Raw genomic sequence first — 17,620 nt, 5'->3', positions numbered from 1 at the left:
GATTTTGGCGGAAAATCATCGGTAATAGGTCATTCTGCCACTGGTAGGGATGAACATCCTCGGCGATGGTGGAATGAGTCGCAGATCGGTGCGGCTGTTCGGTTGCCGACAAACAGGAGAATGACAATGACCGTTCCACAGCGTGCCCTCGTCCTCGTCGACGTCCAGCAGGACTATTTCGAAGACAGCCCCTTGGTGATTCAGTACCCGAACCGTGAGGATTCTCTGGCCAAGATCACCGAGGCCATCGACGCTGCCGCTGCGGCCGACGTCCCCGTCATCATGGTTCAGCACACGTCGGGCAGCGGGGCTCCGGTGTTCAACCCGGACAGCTCCGGATTCGACGTCCGCCCCGAGATCAAGGAACGCCGCCAGGACAGCTGGAAGAGCGTGGTCAAGCAGTTCGGATCGGTGTACGCCGATACCGATGTGGCGCAGTGGCTGCGCGAACAGAATGTCGACACCGTGACCCTGGTCGGCTTTATGACGAACAACTGCATTCTCGCCTCGGCGGTCGAAGGCGAAGGGCTCGGATTCACCACCGAGGTTCTCCGGGATGCGACCGGCGCGATCAACATCTCCAATGATGCCGGGTTCGCCGACGCGGAGACTGTGCATTCGACGCTGATGACCGTGCTCAACTCGAACTTTGCGGCGGTGGCGACAACTCAGGACTGGACTGCCGCGCTCGGTGCCGGCGAGGCGCTGCCGAAGAGCGACCTGGGAAGCTCGGCGGTCGCCGGTGCCCAGGAAGCGGCACGCAACGTGGCCTGAGTCGCCCGATTCCTCCCCGAACTACGTGACGGCGCCCCAGCAACCTCGCGCGAGGTTGCTGGGGCGCCGTCGGGTAGTAAGAGGGGTCAGAAGCTGGGGAGGACCGAGCCGTCTGCCCACTTCTTCTCGATGAACTTCTTCACTTCGGGGGAGTGGAGCAGCTCGTCGAGCTTCTTGATGTTCTCGTCATCCTTGTTCGCGGTGCGCACGGCGAGGAAGTTTCCGTAGGGGTTGCCGTCGGCCTTCTCGAGCAGGATGCCGTCCTTGGCCGGGTTCAGTCCGGCTTCCAGGGCGTTGTTTCCGTTGATCACCGAGGCGTCGACGTCTTCGAGGGTACGGGCCAGCTGAGCCGCGTCAGCCTCGACGAACTTCACGTTCTTCGGGTTGTCTTCGACGTCGGAGAGCTTCGCGTCGACCGCGTCGACTCCGTCCTTGAGGGTGATGAGCTTCGCCTCTTCGAGCATCTTCAGCGCACGGCCCTGGTTCGACGGGTCGTTGTTGATGCCGATCTTCGCGTTCTTCGGGATGTCCTTGACGTCCTTGATGTCCTTCGAGAACAGCGCGAAGGGTTCGAGGTTGATGGGCTCGAAGCCGGTGATCTCGTAGCCCTGGCCTTCGACCTCTGAGTCGAGGTACGGCTTGTGCTGGAAGTAGTTCGCGTCGATGTCGCCGTCGTTGAGCGCCTTGTTCGGCAGGGTGTAGTCCGTGTACTCGGTGACCTCGATGTCGAGGCCGGCATCCTCGGCGAGGTTCTCATCCACGTACTTGAGGATGTCGCCCTGCGGCACCGGGGTCGCACCCACGGTGAGCTTCGTGATGTCGCCGTCCTTCTCACCGACAGAATCGGTGCCGCCGCCGACGAGCCCGCAGCCCGAGAGCAGCAGAGTCGCGCTGGCCGCGATCGCAATGAGTTTCGTCTTCATGGTTCTCCTAGATGTGTGCTGTGTGCCGTGTAATGAGGTGGGTAGTGGTGCCGTTAAGTGGGTTCAGATTGCCGGATTCGTCGCCGATTCGGACATTCTGTCCCCACTTAACCTGGAGTTCCGTCGTAACTCGGAATTCCGCAGCAGAGCCGGATGTGATCGGCCCTCACCGAGGCGGCTCACCGGTGATCGACCGCGCGGGCCAGGCGATCGCCGATGAATTGGATGAGTGTGACGATGAGGACGAGGACGATGATGCACGCGATCATCGTGTCCGCCTGGTAGCGCTGATAGCCGTAGGAGATCGCGAGCGCACCGAGGCCGCCGCCGCCGACGGCACCGGCCATGGCCGTGTAGGACACCAAGGTCACCGAGGTGACTGTGGCGGCCCCGATGAGACCGGGCTTGGCCTCGGGCACGTAGACCTGGCGGACGACCTGTCCGTTCGAAGCCCCCATCATCAGGGCCGCTTCGACCTTGCCGTCGGAAACCTCGCGCAGAGAGTTCTCGACGAGGCGGGCGTAGAAGGGGATCGCGCCGATGGTCAGCGAGACCACGGTCGCCTGCCAGCCCAGAGCCGAACCGACGACGAATCGGGCAAACGGGATGAGGGCGATGATGAGGATGATGAAGGGGATCGAACGGGTGATGTCGACGATGAAGGACAGCACCCGGTAGACGAACTGGTTCGAGTTCAGTCCGCCCTTCGACGCAGTGAACAGCCAGATGCCCAGAGGCAGGCCGACGAGGACCGCCAGGCCGGTCGACCAGGCGGTCATGAGCAGGGTCTCGATGGTCGCGGGCCACATCTGATCGGTGATCGCGGGATTGTCGAACCACATGGGATCGTTCATCAGGCAGCCTCCTCCGCATAGATTCCATCGGCTTTCAGCGCCGTGATGAGCCCCTGAGCTTCGTCTGCCGAGTCCACGGTGAAACGCAGGCGGCCGATCTGGCGGCCCTCGATCGTCTCGACGGCTCCGGCGAGGATCGCCTCGGCGCTCACTCCCGCCTTCTGCGCGGTGGTGAGCACGGTGGGCAGGTCGGTGCCGGCCAGGGACACCTCGACGAGGCGGTTCGCCGAATCGTCGATGCTGACCGGCGGGAGGGGGACGAGGTCCTTGGCCAGCGCCGATCCGGGTTCGGCGATCACCTCGGCGAGGCGTCCGGTCTTCGCCACCCGGCCGTCGGCCAGCAGCGTCACGGAATCACAGATCTCGCGGACGACGGACATCTCGTGGGTGATGATGAGGACGGTGATGCCCAAGCGGTCACGCAGGGAGCGGATGAGACCGAGGATCTGGTCCGTGGTCGAGGCATCGAGCGCCGAGGTGGGCTCATCGCAGAGCAGCACCTTCGGCTCTGCGGCCAGTGCTCGGGCAATGCCCACGCGCTGCTTCTGTCCGCCCGAGAGCTGAGCGGGATAGTTGTCGACGCGGTCGCCGAGGCCGACGATCTCAAGCAGCTCGCGCGCCTTGTCCAGCCGTTCCGCCTTGCCCACACCGGCGATCTGCAGGGGGTGGGCGACGTTATTCAAGGCCGTGCGGGAGTCGAGGAGGTTGACGTGCTGGAAGACCATGCCGATGCTGCGGCGGGCTTCGCGCAGCCCGGACCCGGACTGACCGGTGAGGTCGACTCCGTCGATGGACACCGTCCCCGAGGTGGGGGATTCGAGTCCGGTCAGGCAGCGGATGAGCGTGGACTTGCCGGCTCCGGACCGGCCGACGATGCCGTGGATCTCTCCGGCAGGGACCGAGAGGTCGATCTCCTCCAGGGCGACGGTGTCTCCGAACACCTTTCGCAGTGCGCGCAGTTCGATCACAGGCGCCTCCTCGTGTGGTTGACGGATGCCGCGCACGGTGGTGGACGGCGAAGATTGGGGAAGGCCGACTTACGGTCCAGTAAGGCCGACGATTCAGGATGCCAAGGAATCGCATGATCCTCACAGGCAGATGTCATAAAAGGACGCATAACTGGGCGATCGTGATCGAGAACTCACCGCGCAGGCCCGTCTGACCTCCTCGACGGCCGAGATGACGAGTCGGTGAACAGAGTCGGAAATCGACGCAGAATCTCGACGCAATTCTCTTCGTCGTAACCCCATGTCCATGTCCGGGGCGTACCTGTGAATGATCGACAGGTACGCCTGTCCGGAGTATCGGGCAAGCGGTTGAGCTCCACGAGGGGACCGGTGAATGCACGAGCAGACGACGAGGATCGCAGCGATCGTTCCTTGCCACAATGAGGAGATCACCGTCGCGAAGGTCGTCGGCGACCTCAAGGCCGCAGTGCCGGGAATCACGGTCTACGTCTATGACAACTGCTCGAGCGATCGCACCTCCCAGCGCGCCGCGGAGGCCGGGGCCATCGTGCGCAAGGAGAATGTGCCGGGCAAGGGCAACGTCGTGCGTCGGGCCTTCGCCGACATCGATGCCGACATCTACGTGATGATCGACGGCGACGACACCTACGAGGCCGCTCACCTGCCCGAGATGATCGATACCCTCATCTCCGGCCCGTTTGACCATGTGCTCGGGGTGCGGCAGGACAATCAGGAGACGACGTCCTACCGACCCGGCCACGAAGCCGGGAACAAGATGTTCAACCGGCTGACCGGGTGGCTCTTCGGTTCGCTGGTCTCCGACATGCTCTCCGGCTACCGCGTGTTCTCCCGCCGCTTCGTCAAGTCGTTCCCCGCGATCAGCCGCCGGTTCGAGATCGAGACCGAGCTGACCGTGCACACGATGTCCCTGCGTCTTCCCACCACCGAGGTGGCCGTGGACTTCCGTGACCGACCCGACGGAAGCGAGTCGAAGCTCTCGACCTTCAAAGACGGGTTCCGCATCCTCGGGCTCATCTCCGCCCTCGTCCGGCACGAGCGCCCGCGGCTGTTCTACGGCACCCTCACCGTCGTGCTTGCGGCGCTGTCCCTGGTGTTCGGAATTCCCGTCGTGTGGGAGTTCTGGCAGACCGGACTCGTGCCCAGGTTCCCCACGGCGATCCTCGCCGCCGCGCTCATGGGACTGGCGTTCCTCCTCGGCAGCGTCGGACTGACCTTGGACGGACTGCGCCGTGCCCGGCGCGAGACCTCACGGCTGGCGTATCTCGGCCTCCCCGCCGTCACCGGCCGCCCCGTGATCCAACGGCAGACCCCGGGGCAGAACGCTCCCGGCGGTGAGGTCGCAGCTTCGACAGCGGGGATCTACGTTGACGCGGCACGGGTGAAGCCGAGCCAGCAGGTGCGGGCCCGCTTCGCTTCATGACCGAACCGAGGCTGAAAGCTGCACGTCCCCTTCTCTCCGCCGAACCTGAGAACGCCGGACCCAGTGCGCGGCTGCGTACCATCCTGTCGTCCGCGCTCGCCTGGGACATCCTGCTGGCAGCGATCACGCTGGCCTGGTCGGTGCTGTTCGTTCGACTCTTCTTTCCCGGACGGGTCAACGTCGACATCGCTGAGCAGTATCTGCAGGCCACAGGGAAGCACCCCTTCACCGACTGGCATCCGCCGGTGATGAGCGCGGTGTGGCACGGACTGATCGAGCTCACGGGGGAGGCCGGGAGCCTGCTGGTGTTGCAGGTCGGGCTGTTGGCTGCGTCAGCATGGCTGATCGGTGTGCTCCTGCACCGGACCGGGACTCCGCGGTGGATGTCGCTTTTGGGTCCGGCCATGATGGCCACACCGTGGGTCGTGTCACAGATGACGACCTTGTGGAAGGACACGCAACTGGCAGTGGCCCTGCTGCTGGGAACGCTGCTGATCGTCATCACCCGGTTCGTCCCGAGGGCCTGGATCCTCTGGCTTCCTGCCCTGGTCCTTCTCGTCTACGCCGTGGGCGTACGGAAGAACGCGGTCTTCGCCGTCGTGCCGATTGCTGTCTATGGCGGCTGGTGCATCCTCAGCTGGTGGCGGAACCGTCGCGAGCCGTCCCGTTCTGCTACGAGGAAGCACGGCCGATCGATCCTACTCACCGCAGTGCTGTCACTGATCGTGCTCGTACTCATCGGCGGGGGAGTCAAGGCCACCGACGCGGCCATCGACGCACAGGTCGGTGTTGAGAAGACCGGACAGATCTCGCAGATCTTCCTCGACGATGTGATGTTCTCGGTGCCCGAATCCCGGCTGCAGGCGTCCGACGCGCCGCAAGAACTCAAAGACCATATCAGCTCGGCCCGCGACATATGTCTGGAGAAGGGTGAGACCTGGGATGCCTACTGGAACTGCTACGGCAGAGGCACCACGGGACGGGCATTCAGCCCGATCGCCTACCAAGATGAACTGAAGAAGCTGTGGCTGAGCGAGGTGATCACTCATCCGGTCAGCTACATCGAGTACCGGACCGCGGTATTCTCCTCTTACTTCTTCTCCTCGAAGCTCGAGTATTGGGAAGCCACCTGGGACGGTGACGCCGAGAAGGTCGGTTTCGACCCTGGAAGCGTAAAGGCCGACTACATCTTCCGCCCCTATGTCGAGGACTTCGCCTTGGCGACGTTCCCGATGCTCTTCAAACCTTGGTTCTGGACACTCGTCGCCGTCGTGCTGCTCGGACTCGCCTATCGAGCTCGCCGGCGCACCGGGGGTGACCTGCGTGGACGTGCGGCAGGCGACCACACATCGACCTGCGAGAGCACCTTGTCAGACGACCGCGCCTCGGCAAGGGGAATCACCCCGACGGGAGAGATCGCCTCGGACACGCGTCGCGTGGCGAACCGGGCACGGACGTTCTGGCCCGAGATCACGACCTTGGCCGCCTCGGCGCTGTGTTATGTCTTCGGGTACTTCCCGATCGTGCCGGCCAATCATTTCCGGTACACGTTCTGGCCCGCGCTGGCACTGACTGCGGCCGGCGTGCTCGCGGTGGCGATGTGGCGGCACCCCTGGAAACGGGGACCGGGCGGAACCGCCCACAGCGAGGTCGGCTCGAATCGGGTGGCAGCCACTCCGCGCAGGGCGGCATCCAGCAACTCCGAAACCTAGGGCCATAGACTGGTGACAGTTATGAAAGAGTCATTCTCGGACCGTCTCCGGCGCCTCGCGGTGGAAGCCTTCAAGTTCCTCACCGTCGGCGGGCTCGGCTATATCGTCGACGTCGGGCTGTCCAATGTGCTGGCCTATGGGCTCGGTCCGATCCCCGCCCTCCTCGAGGGCAGCCCCATCAAGTCGAAGATCATCTCGACGATCCTGTCCATGATCGTCGTGTGGATGGGCAACAAACTCTGGACCTACGGGGACCGGACCACGCACTCGAACATGCGCGGCATCGTCCTCTTCGTCGTCGTCAACCTCGTAGGCATGATCATCTCCGTCATCCCGCTCGGCGTGACCTGGTACCTGCTCGATATGCGCGACCAGCTCACCTACAACATCTCGACGAACGTCATCGGAATCGGCCTGGCGATGATCTTCCGCTTCTACGCCTACCGCACCTGGGTGTTCAAGGACGAATCCCCCGACACCGAGGTGGTCGTGCCCATGGACGAACCGAGCCGAGTCCCCGACGACCGGAGCTGAGACTGCCGAGCTCCGCTCGTGCGCTTGCTTCGCCTCTCACTCCGACGCTTTTCCGGAATCCAGGTCGCTATCGGATAGTTACCGGCGCGGAATATATCCGTTGGTGACCTATTCTCGGCTAGCTGCGTGCCAGGAGCCGGGCGCCAGCGGCGGGAGTGCCGCTCCGAGCCGGGGTCAGCGGGTGTGGCGCAGCTTGCGGTAGGCGCTGATGATCGGGGTCGGGGTGACGGTGCGCAGCTCGGCGCGCAGCAGCATCCGCTTCTGCTTGAGCAGTGCTGACCGACGGTTCGGCAGCTGACCGCTCTTGGTACGTGCGGCCAGGAGTCCCAAGTCGCGACGCAGCTGGCCGTCCTCGGGGTGGAAGTAGTTCTCAGCCAGCCACTCAGGTGCAGGGAAGCCGATGGACCCGGCCGCCACCTCGGCGAGTGTCCCGGTGGCGCCGGAGTCGGCGAAGACCTCATTGAGCAGCTCGGTGTTGAAGCCGAAGTCCGAGATGAGCAGCGTCGGCACGCCTCGGTCGATGGATTCTAGCGCGGCCGTCGAGGACACGGTGACCAGGGCCGAGTCCTCGGCGAGGAAGTCACTGAGCGGACCGTAGCCCAACTCGATGCGTGCTGCACCCGGAACACCGCGCCCACGGAAGTCCTCGATGATGTCGAAGTAGGAATGCAGTTCGTGATGGGTCTCGAACTCACCGGGACGCGAGCGCATCTTGACGACCGCCGTCGATTCCGGGTGACGGTCGGCGAAAGCGGCCAGGGCCGCGATGATCGCCTCTCGGTCGCGGCGTTCGGCAGGGACCTTCGCCTGCGGAGCGAACACCAGGGTGCGGGGGACCGCCTCGGCGGTGGTGGATTTCACGAGCTGCGGAAGACTCTGCGAACGGAGCATCGGCAACCGGGCCAGCATCACCTCGCACGGGACCTGCGACTGCGCGCTGGCCTCGGTGTAGGCGGCCACCTCGGCGAAGGAATGGGCGATGAACGCATCCATCAGCCGGCGATAATTCATTCCCTTGCCGCTGGCCGGCAGCCCCATTCCGGGCAGGCCCGAGACCAGGGCCGGCCGGTTGGTGCGGGTATGCGCGGTGAGGAAGACCTGGGCGACGATTGGGCCGGTCGCTGCCCCGAGAACGATGTCGGGGGAGTGGTCGGCGATGACCTGCGCCAGGTCGGTGCGGGAGATGACGGGGACCTCACGGTGCTCCCAATCGGTGCCCGCGACAGCGCTGGCGATCTGTTCGTCGGTCGGCAGGATCGGATTGTCGATGAGGAATACACGACCCTCGACATCCGGCAGGGTCGACAGCAGTTGGGTCGCCCATTTGAGGTAGGACTCACTGTCGGAGACCGAGAGGATGCGGATGGGGTCGAGCCCGGCCGATCTCTGCGGTGGGGCGTCGGCGAGCGACGGCGGAAAGATCGGCCCGCTGTAGTGGGCATCGCCTGGTTCAGGAATCGTCATCTGCCTTGACCGACTGGGCGTTGAGGGACTTTCGCAGACTATCGGGTGAGGCGCCGGTCCACCACTTCGCGGGGATCTCAGTGACCTGGATGTCGACATCCGGGTTGAGCACGGCCAGGGACACCGCAGCAGTCGAGGGCAGGGTACGGATCGTCGACTTCGGTGGCAGATTGATCAGACGCAGCTCGATGGGCAGGCCGAGGTTTTTGATCCGAACTCTCTCATCACCTGCGAGGTCGGCGAGGAACTCATCGGTCTCTCGCCTGTGCGGGTAATAGGTGATCGATCCGTTGGCGTCGATGATGTCATCGACCCATGACCGGTAGGCGAAGGCGTCGATGAGCCCGTCGGCGGCCAAAGACGAACCGATGACTGGATTGTCCCGCGGGTGGCTGCCGCCGGTCGGCAGGGTCTGGAGGTGTTCGAAGCCGTGGCGGGTGATCTCGCCGCCGGCCTTGAGGAACCCCTTGCGCAGCGGCTTCGACACCGGAAGCGCTGTGTGCCAGCGCAGCTTGCCCATTGTCGCTAGACTGCGCAGGCGGTCGGCGACGTGGGCGGCCATAACCATGCGAGACGCTTTGAGCTTCTGTCGGGGACGCACGAGGGGTCCGCGTTTGGCAGTGAGGATCTCAATCGCCGAATAGGTGGCCAGACCGTCGTCGAGGATGACGACCTCGGGCATGCGGCGCTCGAGATACGCCAGTGCCAAGGCCTTGTGCACCTGCCCCGAGCAGGCGTCACCGAGGTAGATGCGATCGAAGTTCCTCTTTCGCAGCACCCCTGGCTTCGCGCCCTCACGTTCGAGGCGGACGTTCTTCGGCAGCCAGTCCGTGTCGAAGGCATCAAGAAACGAGGTCATTCCCTTCGCGCTCGCCCGCGCCCGGATGAGCAGGTCCTCCATCGGTTCATTGGATTCGAGAGCAGACAGGAACTGGAGTGGGGATTCGACGAAGGCGATGGCCCGACGTCGCTTGCCTGCAGGGGTCAACGGCTCTGGATCCGTTTCATGATGCGCTGCTGTTTACGTGCCACCGCTTTGACTACGAGCGTTCCCGAGCGTTTGATCATCCGCTTCGGCGCGAACGCCTTCGAGGTGCTGCCCGGCAGAGCGAGCGCGGTCAGCCGACGGCGCTTGAAATAGCGGTGGAAACGGACGGTCGATTCATTGTCCTCGTCGAAGACCTCGGTGAGAAAATCAGTGGCCGAGTCGCGCAGATCGTGTGAGAGCGTCGGTGCCATGCAGTAAGTGACCGCTGCGAGCAGACGCCGCAGCCGCGGATGCGAGGGGGCGTCATCCGGGGTGCTGCCGTCGCAGATCTCCGAGATGATCGTCAGCGGAATGCGGTTGCTGTTCTGATACGGCGCGATGGCTTCGAGCAGCAGGTCGGTGCCCACAGCCAGAGCTGGCACCCGATAGATCTGGCGTGCCGTGATCAGCGCGGTCGAGAATCCGCCGACGATGAGGTCGGGAGACAAACGGTCGATGATCACTTCGGCCATGATGGGCAGATCGAACATTCGCAGGGTGATCCCAAGTCGCTCTGCGGCATCGAGCAGCGGACCGGTCTGTGACGGCGGAGCAGCAGGGTGTGGTTTGAACACCACGACTTCCATGCCTCGGGCGGCTGCGGCCTCGATCATGTCGATGTGCAGCTGCGTCTCCTCCTCGGAAGAGATGAGCCCGAGCGCTGACAGGTACTGACCGACGATCAGCGCCCACGGCCGAGCCTGTGCAGACTTGCCCAGAACATCCCCAATCTCCCCCTCGAGCGCATCGGTGGAATGCTCACCGAGCTCGTGCACCACGGCGGTGAAGGACTCCACCCCCAACGGACGGTGGACGATATCGAACTCGTGGAGCAATCTCGGCGAGACTCCCGGCACGAGCGGCAGATGGTGCAGCACGGACATGCGCTGTCCATTCGTCATCGGGATCTGATTGCGGGTCGGACCGTAGCTCATCAGCCCATCGGCATGCACCCGTATTGTCGCCCGCGAGAACACTCGCCCCAAGGCGATAGCGGGGTTGACCTGGGGGGATTCGATGATGAGTTCGATCTCGTCAGCCTCATCAAGACCCCACCGTCTCCGCAGATACGACTCCACGATCGGCAGATCGGCGTGATCGGGCCGCCACGACGACGGGTGTACGTGAAGCGGTGCCAGAGCGTCGTTGAGATCGACGACCCGATCGAACCGCTCCACCAACGAGGCGGCTCCCGGAGCATCGATGAACGACTCGGACAGCTCCATGACGACGGCGTTGTTGCTGACCAGAAGGATACGCTCGGTCGAGGTCGGGGCGTCCTCGGGGCCGAGCCCACCGGTTCCCATCAGAACCGGAGCCGCAGGCCGATCGTAGTCACCGCCGTCGATCCCTGCCGCGAGGCAGACGAGCTCGAACAGTGTTGAGGCCAGAAAGATCTGTTTCACTTCACCATCTCCAGCACAAATGAGGGTGCGTCATTGAGGTAGCTGCTTACATTGAGCTGCCGTCCCTGCTTCTGCAGAACGAACTCCTCGCGCAGATATTCGGGGGGAATCTTCGCCGAAATCGTCCGTGAACCACGCCGCAGCTGGTTTCGCAGCGACGCCGGGGACGCGGCGAAGCGATTGATCTGATGATCGAGGATGGCTAACCAGTTCCGGATCGCCTTCGGCCACAGCCGATCGGCGTCCGGCTCGCTGGCAACGAGATCGAAGATCTGCCCGAACGCCCGAATGAAGTCCAGCTGCCGAGCGTCGACGATGCGCGACAGTGACCCGGCCAGGCCTCTTCGGTAGAGGATCCCAGGAGCATCGACGACAGCAAAGGACTCCGCCTGAAGGTGCAGACGCCAGATCCAGGACCGATCCTCAGCCGTCATGAAGTCGGCAGGGAACTCGAGAATCCCCTGGTCATAGACGCGCCGATGGAAGATGCCGGCCCACGCAAACGGATAGTCGACCATTGTCGATTCGTAGACGGGCAGGATGCCCACTCGCGGATCGAGGGACACATTGCGCACCGTCATCGGAGCAAGCTTGCGCACCCGCTTTGTCCCCTCGACCGTCGTATGGTCGCAGCGGATGAAATCTACCCCAAGTCGGTTCGCCGCCTCGAGTATCGTGGGCAGATGCCCCGGAGCCAGCCAGTCATCCCCGTCGAGGAAGACGATATGTTCCCCGCGTGCGGCGGCTAGCCCTTTGTTGCGGGCATTGGCAAGACCCGTTGCCTCGGGGTTGGTGAGCACCTCGAAATGCGGGAACCACTTGCTGAATTCCTCGAGCAGCTCCGGCGTCTCGTCGCTGGATCCATCGTTGACGAAGATGAGCTGTGTTCGGTCCCAAACGGGACCCTGCAACAGAAGCGAGCGAAACAGGGTGCTCAGGTAGGGAGCACCATCTTTGGCGGGAATGATGATACTCAGGTCGAAATCGGTCACTTTGAGTCTCCGGATCTGATGGTCAAGGTCGGGTATGCGAAGCCGTGGGCTGCGCGGACAGCGCAGAGCCACCTCGGCGCAGAAACGTCCGGCCGAGGTGGCTCTCCCGATGGTTCAGGCTGTGACCTTGCGCAGCGAGTCGATCTTCGATTCCTCGCCCGGCATGACGCGCTTCTGCCCGTCGCCGAAGGCGGTTTCGAGGACGCGGATGCCCTTGACGAGGGAGGCGAACTCGCGCGGTTCCATCGACGCGGACTGGTCGGATCCCCACATCGAGGAGTCGAGGGTGATGTGGCGTTCGATGGTCACAGCACCCAGAGCGGCGGCGGCGAAGGAGATCTCGAGGCCGAGCTCGTGACCGGAGTAGCCGACAGGGACTCCGTAGCGTTCGCGCATGGCCGGAATCGCCTTGAGGTTGACCTCTTCGGGCGGCAGCGGGTAGGTCGAGGTGGCGTGCATGAGCACGAGCTTGTCACGGTCGAAGACCTCGACGGCCCGGTCGAGGGTCTCCCAATCGGACATGCCCGAGGAGCAGAGGACGGGCTCGCCGGTGGCGGCGATCGCGCGCAGCAGCTCGAAGTCCGTCAGCGAGGCCGAAGCGACCTTGTAGGTCAGGGCGTCGAACTCGTTCTCGAGGAAGTCGACTGAGTCGGTGTCCCACGGGGAGGCGAACCACTGGAGTCCGACTTCCTTCGCGTAGCGGTCGATCTCGGTGTATTCGTCGATGCCGAACTCGACGCGGTGCTTGTAGTCGATGTAGGTCATCTCGCCCCACGGGGTCGAGCGCATCTTCGACTTCTGGTGTTCGGGGACGGCCACCTCGGGGTTGCGCTTCTGGAACTTCACAGCCTGGGCGCCGGCGGTGACGGCGACGTCCATGAGCTGCTTGGCGATGTCGACGTCTCCGTTGTGGTTGATGCCGATCTCACCGATCATGTACACGGGCTGGTTCGGGCCGACGAGGTGTTCTCCGATGGCCACGGGGGCGAGTTGATCAGTCATGAAACCTGCTTTCGGTTGGCACGCGCCGAGGCGGCGTGATTGGTGAGCAACGGCTGTTGCTGCTGGGTGGACGGTTGTCTGTCAGCGAAGGTGGATGGGTGTCCGGTGGCGGTCCGCAACGAGGTGAGGGTGGGTCCCGGAAGGGAACCGGACGCCTCGGCGGGGACGGGGATGAGGTCGCAGACCTCACGGACGGCGCCCTTGCCTCCCTCGCGGTCGAGGACCACACGGGCGGCGGCGAGCACCTTGGGGTGGGCGTCGGCGACGGCGATGGGCCAGCCGACGACATCGAAGGCTTCGAGATCGTTGATGTCGTTGCCGACGTAGGCCACGCGAGCCGGGTCGAGTCCGTTGGTCTCGATCCAATCGCTGAGGATGTGGGCTTTGTTGTCGATGCCCTGGGCGACGTCGACACGCAGCTTCTCCGCACGACGGGTCACGACCGGGTTGCGTTCCTTCGACAGGATCATCACCGGAACGCCGGCCTTCACGAGGCGGGAGATGCCCATGCCGTCGCCGCGGTGGACGCGGACCTGTTCATTTCCGTTCTCGTCGACGTAGGCACCGTCGTCGGTGTGGACTCCATCGAAGTCGGTGACGAGAGCGTCGACGTCGACGACCTGCGCGGTCTCCTGCGTGGAGGCGATGGCGCGGACGAGGGTGAGATCGGACATGTCGTCGATCTCGCGAGCGTGCTCGGGCGGGACCTCCTCGATGCCGATGCGGCCGAAGAAGCGGTGTTCGTTCTCGATGAGTCCGGAGGTGCGCATGACGTAGAAGGCACCGGTCTCGTTGAAGTGCTTGGCCCGGTCCTGACGGCGGGGACGGAAGCTCGCCTCATGTCCGACGGCCACGGCCTGGGTGTCATCGTCGAGGCGCCACAGGAAGGAGTGGTCTTCGACGGCGGAGAAGACGACGTCGGCCTCATCACCGCGAACCGTGCGGACCGCGTTCTCGATCGAGGCGGAGTCGATGAAGGGGGAGGTGCACTGCATGAACACCGTGATGTCGAAGTCCTCGTCGAGGGTCGACAGGGTGTGGATGAGTGCGGATTCGCTCGTTGCGGTGTCACCGGCGATCTCGGCGGGACGGTGGGCCACCTCGGCGCCGGCGCGCTGGGCTTCGGCGGCGATGCCGTCGTGATCGGTCGAGACGACGACGCGGTCGATGCTCGGGCTGGCCTGGGCGGCGTAGATGGCGCGGGCCAGCAGCGAGACTCCCGCGACCTTCTGCAGGTTCTTCAGCGGGATGCCCTTGGATCCGCCGCGTGCCGGGATGATGGCGACAGCGCGGTGCGGGCGGGAAGTGGTGCTTTCTGCCGCTGGACGCGCGGCCGTGGTGGTGCTCGCAGCCGGGCGGTGCTCGGATGCGTTGGGTGCAGGGGTCGTCGAAAGGTCATTCACAATGATTCGACGCTAACGACGCAGTGTTGCCTCCAGGTGAACACGCAGTGTCCCCGAGGCGACCCTTCGATGGCGAAGCTGTGACGGATCAAGGCCGCTGGTCAGAAAGTGCGCGGGGACGGGGCGCACGAAATGTGCTCGGCACGCGGACGAAATGTGTGAATGGGTGCTCGGAATGGAACGGCCGTCAGCGCCAGGTGATGTTCCACATGCGGTTGTTCCAGGCCGAGAACGGGATGACCTCTCCGGTGTAGACCGGCCAGAAGTAGGCGAAGGCGAGGACCGCCGCTGCGAGGATGATGCCGACGGTGAACCGGCGGGCGAACAGCGTCGCGGAGACGCGAACGAATCGCGCCTTCGCTGCGCCGCCATTGACGGCCACACCGCCACTCACGGCTGCGCCCGAGGATCCCTCTGCGCCTCGGTTCCCAGTCGTGTGCCCCCACAACAGGGTGAGGCAGTAGGTCACGGCGAGCACGACGAAGGGCACCATGACGATCGTGTAGAAGGTGAAGATCGTCCGCTCCTGGTAGGCGAACCACGGCAGCCAGGTTGCGGCGAGTCCGGCGAGGATGATGGCCGGTCGGATGTCTCGGCGGATGATCCATACGACCAGGCAGATGAGCACGGCAAATGGTGCCAGGCCCCAGAGGACGGGGTTGCCCACCGAGGTGATCGCCGACGAACACTTCTCTGCCATGCATCCCATCGAGCCGTGGTTATAGGACTCGTAGTAGAACGACGTCGGCCGCCACTGCACGATCCAACCCCACGGGTTCGACATGTACGGGTGCTCGGAGTCGAGTCCGACGTGGAACGAATACGCCGTGTAGTGATAGTGCGCCAACGACGGCAGCCATTGCAGCCACTCCGGCAGCGACTGCCACCAGCCGAAGTTCTCAGCCGCCCACTGGCGATCCCATGCATCGGTCGATCGGATCCAGCCTGTCCAGCACGCCAGATAGGTGACGAGCGCGACCGGCACGAGCTTGAGGAACGACGGAATGCTGTCGCGGATGAGCATTCCCAACCACGGGTGCACGACCCCGGCCCTGTGCCGCGAATGAACGTCCCAGAGCACGAGGAGGATCCCGAACGCGGCCGCCGCGTAGAGGCCCGACCATTTGACACCCATCGCCAGACCGATGCTGATCCCCGCGGCGATGATCCAGGGGCGCACGCCGAGGCGGGGCCCGAAATTGATCTCGTCCCGCGTCTTCCGGTCGTGCCGTCGTTCCCTATCGGTGCGTTGGGTCCAGGCGGCCAGGCGCTTCGTGACGTGCTCGCGGTCGAGGACGATGAAGAAGAAGGCGAGGAGGATGAAGGCCATGAGCACGATGTCGAGCAGGCTCGTGCGGGAGTGGACGAAGTGCTCGCCGTCGACGGCGAGGAGTCCGGCGGCGACGCAGGCGAAGAACGCCGAGCGGAAGAGCTTCCACGCGATGACGCCGATGAGGAAGATCGTCAGGGTGCCGACGATTGCGACCGAGAAGCGCCAGCCGAAGGAGTCATCGGCGCCGAAGAGGTCGATGCCCCACCCGATGATCCATTTCCCTAGCGGCGGGTGGACGACGTATTCGGGGTCGGGTTCGATGACGCTAGGGTCGCCGGCGTTGAAATGGTCGTCGGCTTTCTCCGGCCAGGAGCGTTCGTAGCCGAAGTTGAACACCGAGTAGCCGTCCTTGACGTAATAGGTCTCGTCGAAGATCAGGCGGTGTGGGAAATCAAGGCGGAACAGGCGCAGAGCTGCGCCGATGCCGGTGATGACGAGCAGCGCCGGCCACATCCACACGGGGGCGCGGGTGGCCCACATGCCGGCGTGGAAGGTCTCCCGCCGCATGGCCGCGGCTCCGGCGCGGACCTTTTCGCGTTTCCTCGCCAGGCGCTCGCGAGCGATGCGCCTGGTCGGGGCCGGAGAGTCTGCGGTATGTGTCATCGCTTCCAGTTTAGAGAGCGCAGACCACCGGGCTCTCATGCGACCCGCAGGGAAGAGCGGGGATCGTGCTCATGCGACCCACAGCGGAATGGTGGGGAACGCTTTCACACGTCTGGCAGGGGAGCGGCGGGGATCGCTTTCACACGTTCGGCACAGGTGCGGTGGGGAACGTCGGGGCGCTGCGCTGGGACGTTGGGCATTCTGCGGAGCGCACCACTAGGGTAGTAGAGAACGAAGTGTGTCTGAGTAGAAGCGGTGCTGAACGTGTCGAACAATCCCCATTACCGTCCGAGCGATCCGCCTCAGGTCGGCTCGCAGCAGTTCAACAACAACTATGGCTCGCAGCCGCAGAATGGTTCCGGGCAGTACGGCCAGGGTCAATATGGCTCGGGTCAGTCCGGTGCTGGTCAGTATTCGCAGGGCAGCCCGGGTCAGTACTCGCAGGGTCAGCAGTATGGTCAGGGCGGATACAGCCAGTCGGGTTCCTACGGTTCGTACGGCCAGGCGGACAGCTACAGCCAGCCCGATGCCTATGGCCAGCAGGGATCGTACGGCTCCTACAGTCAGCCCGGCGCGTACGGCGGCTACAGTCAACCCGGTGCGTACAGCCAGCCGATGACCTACGGTGCGCAGCCGCTGGTGGTTCGTCCCGTGCCCAACAAGATGGCAGTGTGGTCGATGTGGATGGGCATCACCGGAATCGGCGGTGGATTCGTCTGCGGTCTGCTGTCGATGATTCCGGTCATCGGCATCATCTTCAGCATCATCGCGATGTTCCTGTGGATCGCACCGGTGCTCGCCGTCATCTTCGGCCATATCGGCCTCGGCCAGATCAAGCGAACCGGTGAAGACGGCCGCGGGCAGGGCATCGCGGGCCTCATCATGGGCTACGCCAGTATCGCTCTCGGTCTGATCGGCCTCGTCATCATGATCGGGCTCTTCGGACTCGGGTTCATGGCGATGCTGGGCAGCTACTGAAGCGGTATCTCCTGATACGGAGCATCTCCGCCTGAATTCGGAGCTCTCCGTCTGAACTAGGACTCGCCACGCACGACAACCGTGCGTGGCGATTTCTGTCTGGGGCCGCCTCGGGGTGGGCGAACTTGCACCGCTTCCTCGGACATGGACGGTCTGCGCGTCCGCCTCGGGGATGGGCTGTCTGCACCGTTCCCTCAACGACGGTC

General features: G+C 64.2%; 15 protein-coding genes. 5 read left to right on the top strand and 10 right to left on the bottom strand.

Annotated features, from left to right (window positions below; all coding sequences use genetic code 11):
* Positions 1-126 precede the first annotated feature (126 nt).
* The gene (locus tag L1F31_RS14055) at positions 127-774 is read left to right on the top strand and encodes an isochorismatase family protein (RefSeq protein ID WP_265417895.1); all 648 of its coding nucleotides are present in this window, start codon (positions 127-129) and stop codon (positions 772-774) included.
* Between the two features lie 86 nt (positions 775-860).
* Here the strand turns inward: L1F31_RS14055 and L1F31_RS14050 are convergent, their stop codons facing one another.
* The 3 genes from L1F31_RS14050 to L1F31_RS14040 all read right to left on the bottom strand — a co-directional run bounded on the left by L1F31_RS14050 (position 861) and on the right by L1F31_RS14040 (position 3,519).
* Positions 861-1,697, bottom strand: a complete 837-nt coding sequence (locus tag L1F31_RS14050) for a MetQ/NlpA family ABC transporter substrate-binding protein (protein ID WP_265417894.1) — start codon at positions 1,695-1,697, stop codon at positions 861-863.
* Between the two features lie 179 nt (positions 1,698-1,876).
* Positions 1,877-2,551 (bottom strand): methionine ABC transporter permease, encoded by a 675-nt coding sequence (locus L1F31_RS14045; RefSeq protein WP_265417893.1) that lies wholly within the window; start codon positions 2,549-2,551, stop codon positions 1,877-1,879.
* Positions 2,551-3,519, bottom strand: a complete 969-nt coding sequence (locus L1F31_RS14040; protein ID WP_265417892.1) for a methionine ABC transporter ATP-binding protein — start codon at positions 3,517-3,519, stop codon at positions 2,551-2,553. Before L1F31_RS14040 ends, L1F31_RS14045 begins: the two co-directional genes overlap by 1 nt.
* A gap of 373 nt (positions 3,520-3,892) precedes the next feature.
* Here L1F31_RS14040 and L1F31_RS14035 point away from each other — a divergent pair, with 373 nt between their 5' ends.
* The 3 genes from L1F31_RS14035 to L1F31_RS14025 are packed head-to-tail and all read left to right on the top strand — an operon-like array spanning position 3,893 to position 7,206.
* On the top strand, positions 3,893-4,960 hold the full coding sequence (locus tag L1F31_RS14035) for a glycosyltransferase (RefSeq protein ID WP_265417891.1): 1,068 nt from the start codon (positions 3,893-3,895) through the stop codon (positions 4,958-4,960).
* Entirely contained in the window at positions 4,957-6,672 is a 1,716-nt protein-coding gene (locus L1F31_RS14030) for a hypothetical protein (protein WP_265417890.1), read from the top strand. The genes L1F31_RS14035 and L1F31_RS14030 overlap by 4 nt, the downstream gene beginning before the upstream one ends.
* Before the next feature lie 21 nt (positions 6,673-6,693).
* A complete protein-coding gene (locus tag L1F31_RS14025) occupies positions 6,694-7,206 on the top strand; it encodes a GtrA family protein (RefSeq protein ID WP_265417889.1) in 513 nt (170 codons plus the stop codon).
* Between the two features lie 174 nt (positions 7,207-7,380).
* Here L1F31_RS14025 and L1F31_RS14020 read toward each other — a convergent pair whose 3' ends face one another.
* From L1F31_RS14020 to L1F31_RS13990, 7 genes are all read right to left on the bottom strand, one after another.
* Positions 7,381-8,670, bottom strand: a complete 1,290-nt coding sequence (locus tag L1F31_RS14020) for a DUF6716 putative glycosyltransferase (RefSeq protein WP_265417888.1) — start codon at positions 8,668-8,670, stop codon at positions 7,381-7,383.
* Positions 8,657-9,658 (bottom strand): hypothetical protein, encoded by a 1,002-nt coding sequence (locus L1F31_RS14015; RefSeq protein WP_265417887.1) that lies wholly within the window; start codon positions 9,656-9,658, stop codon positions 8,657-8,659. The genes L1F31_RS14020 and L1F31_RS14015 overlap by 14 nt, the downstream gene beginning before the upstream one ends.
* Positions 9,655-11,103 (bottom strand): polysialyltransferase family glycosyltransferase, encoded by a 1,449-nt coding sequence (locus L1F31_RS14010; protein ID WP_265417886.1) that lies wholly within the window; start codon positions 11,101-11,103, stop codon positions 9,655-9,657. Before L1F31_RS14010 ends, L1F31_RS14015 begins: the two co-directional genes overlap by 4 nt.
* On the bottom strand, positions 11,100-12,095 hold the full coding sequence (locus tag L1F31_RS14005; RefSeq protein ID WP_265417885.1) for a glycosyltransferase family 2 protein: 996 nt from the start codon (positions 12,093-12,095) through the stop codon (positions 11,100-11,102). Before L1F31_RS14005 ends, L1F31_RS14010 begins: the two co-directional genes overlap by 4 nt.
* Positions 12,096-12,209: 114 nt before the next feature.
* Positions 12,210-13,097 (bottom strand): N-acetylneuraminate synthase family protein, encoded by an 888-nt coding sequence (locus L1F31_RS14000; RefSeq protein WP_265417884.1) that lies wholly within the window; start codon positions 13,095-13,097, stop codon positions 12,210-12,212.
* Positions 13,094-14,377, bottom strand: a complete 1,284-nt coding sequence (locus L1F31_RS13995; protein ID WP_265420448.1) for an acylneuraminate cytidylyltransferase — start codon at positions 14,375-14,377, stop codon at positions 13,094-13,096. Before L1F31_RS13995 ends, L1F31_RS14000 begins: the two co-directional genes overlap by 4 nt.
* Before the next feature lie 310 nt (positions 14,378-14,687).
* Complete coding sequence (locus L1F31_RS13990) at positions 14,688-16,436, bottom strand: dolichyl-phosphate-mannose--protein mannosyltransferase (RefSeq protein WP_265417883.1); 1,749 nt, start codon at positions 16,434-16,436, stop codon at positions 14,688-14,690.
* Positions 16,437-16,700: 264 nt separating this feature from the next.
* Here L1F31_RS13990 and L1F31_RS13985 point away from each other — a divergent pair, with 264 nt between their 5' ends.
* On the top strand, positions 16,701-17,414 hold the full coding sequence (locus tag L1F31_RS13985; RefSeq protein ID WP_265417882.1) for a DUF4190 domain-containing protein: 714 nt from the start codon (positions 16,701-16,703) through the stop codon (positions 17,412-17,414).
* The last annotated feature ends 206 nt before the right edge of the window (positions 17,415-17,620 follow it).

Source organism: Brevibacterium spongiae (assembly GCF_026168515.1).
GTDB lineage: Bacteria > Actinomycetota > Actinomycetes > Actinomycetales > Brevibacteriaceae > Brevibacterium > Brevibacterium spongiae.
Note: the sequence above shows the minus strand (reverse complement) of the source record. Positions and strands in the feature narration are given on the sequence as shown.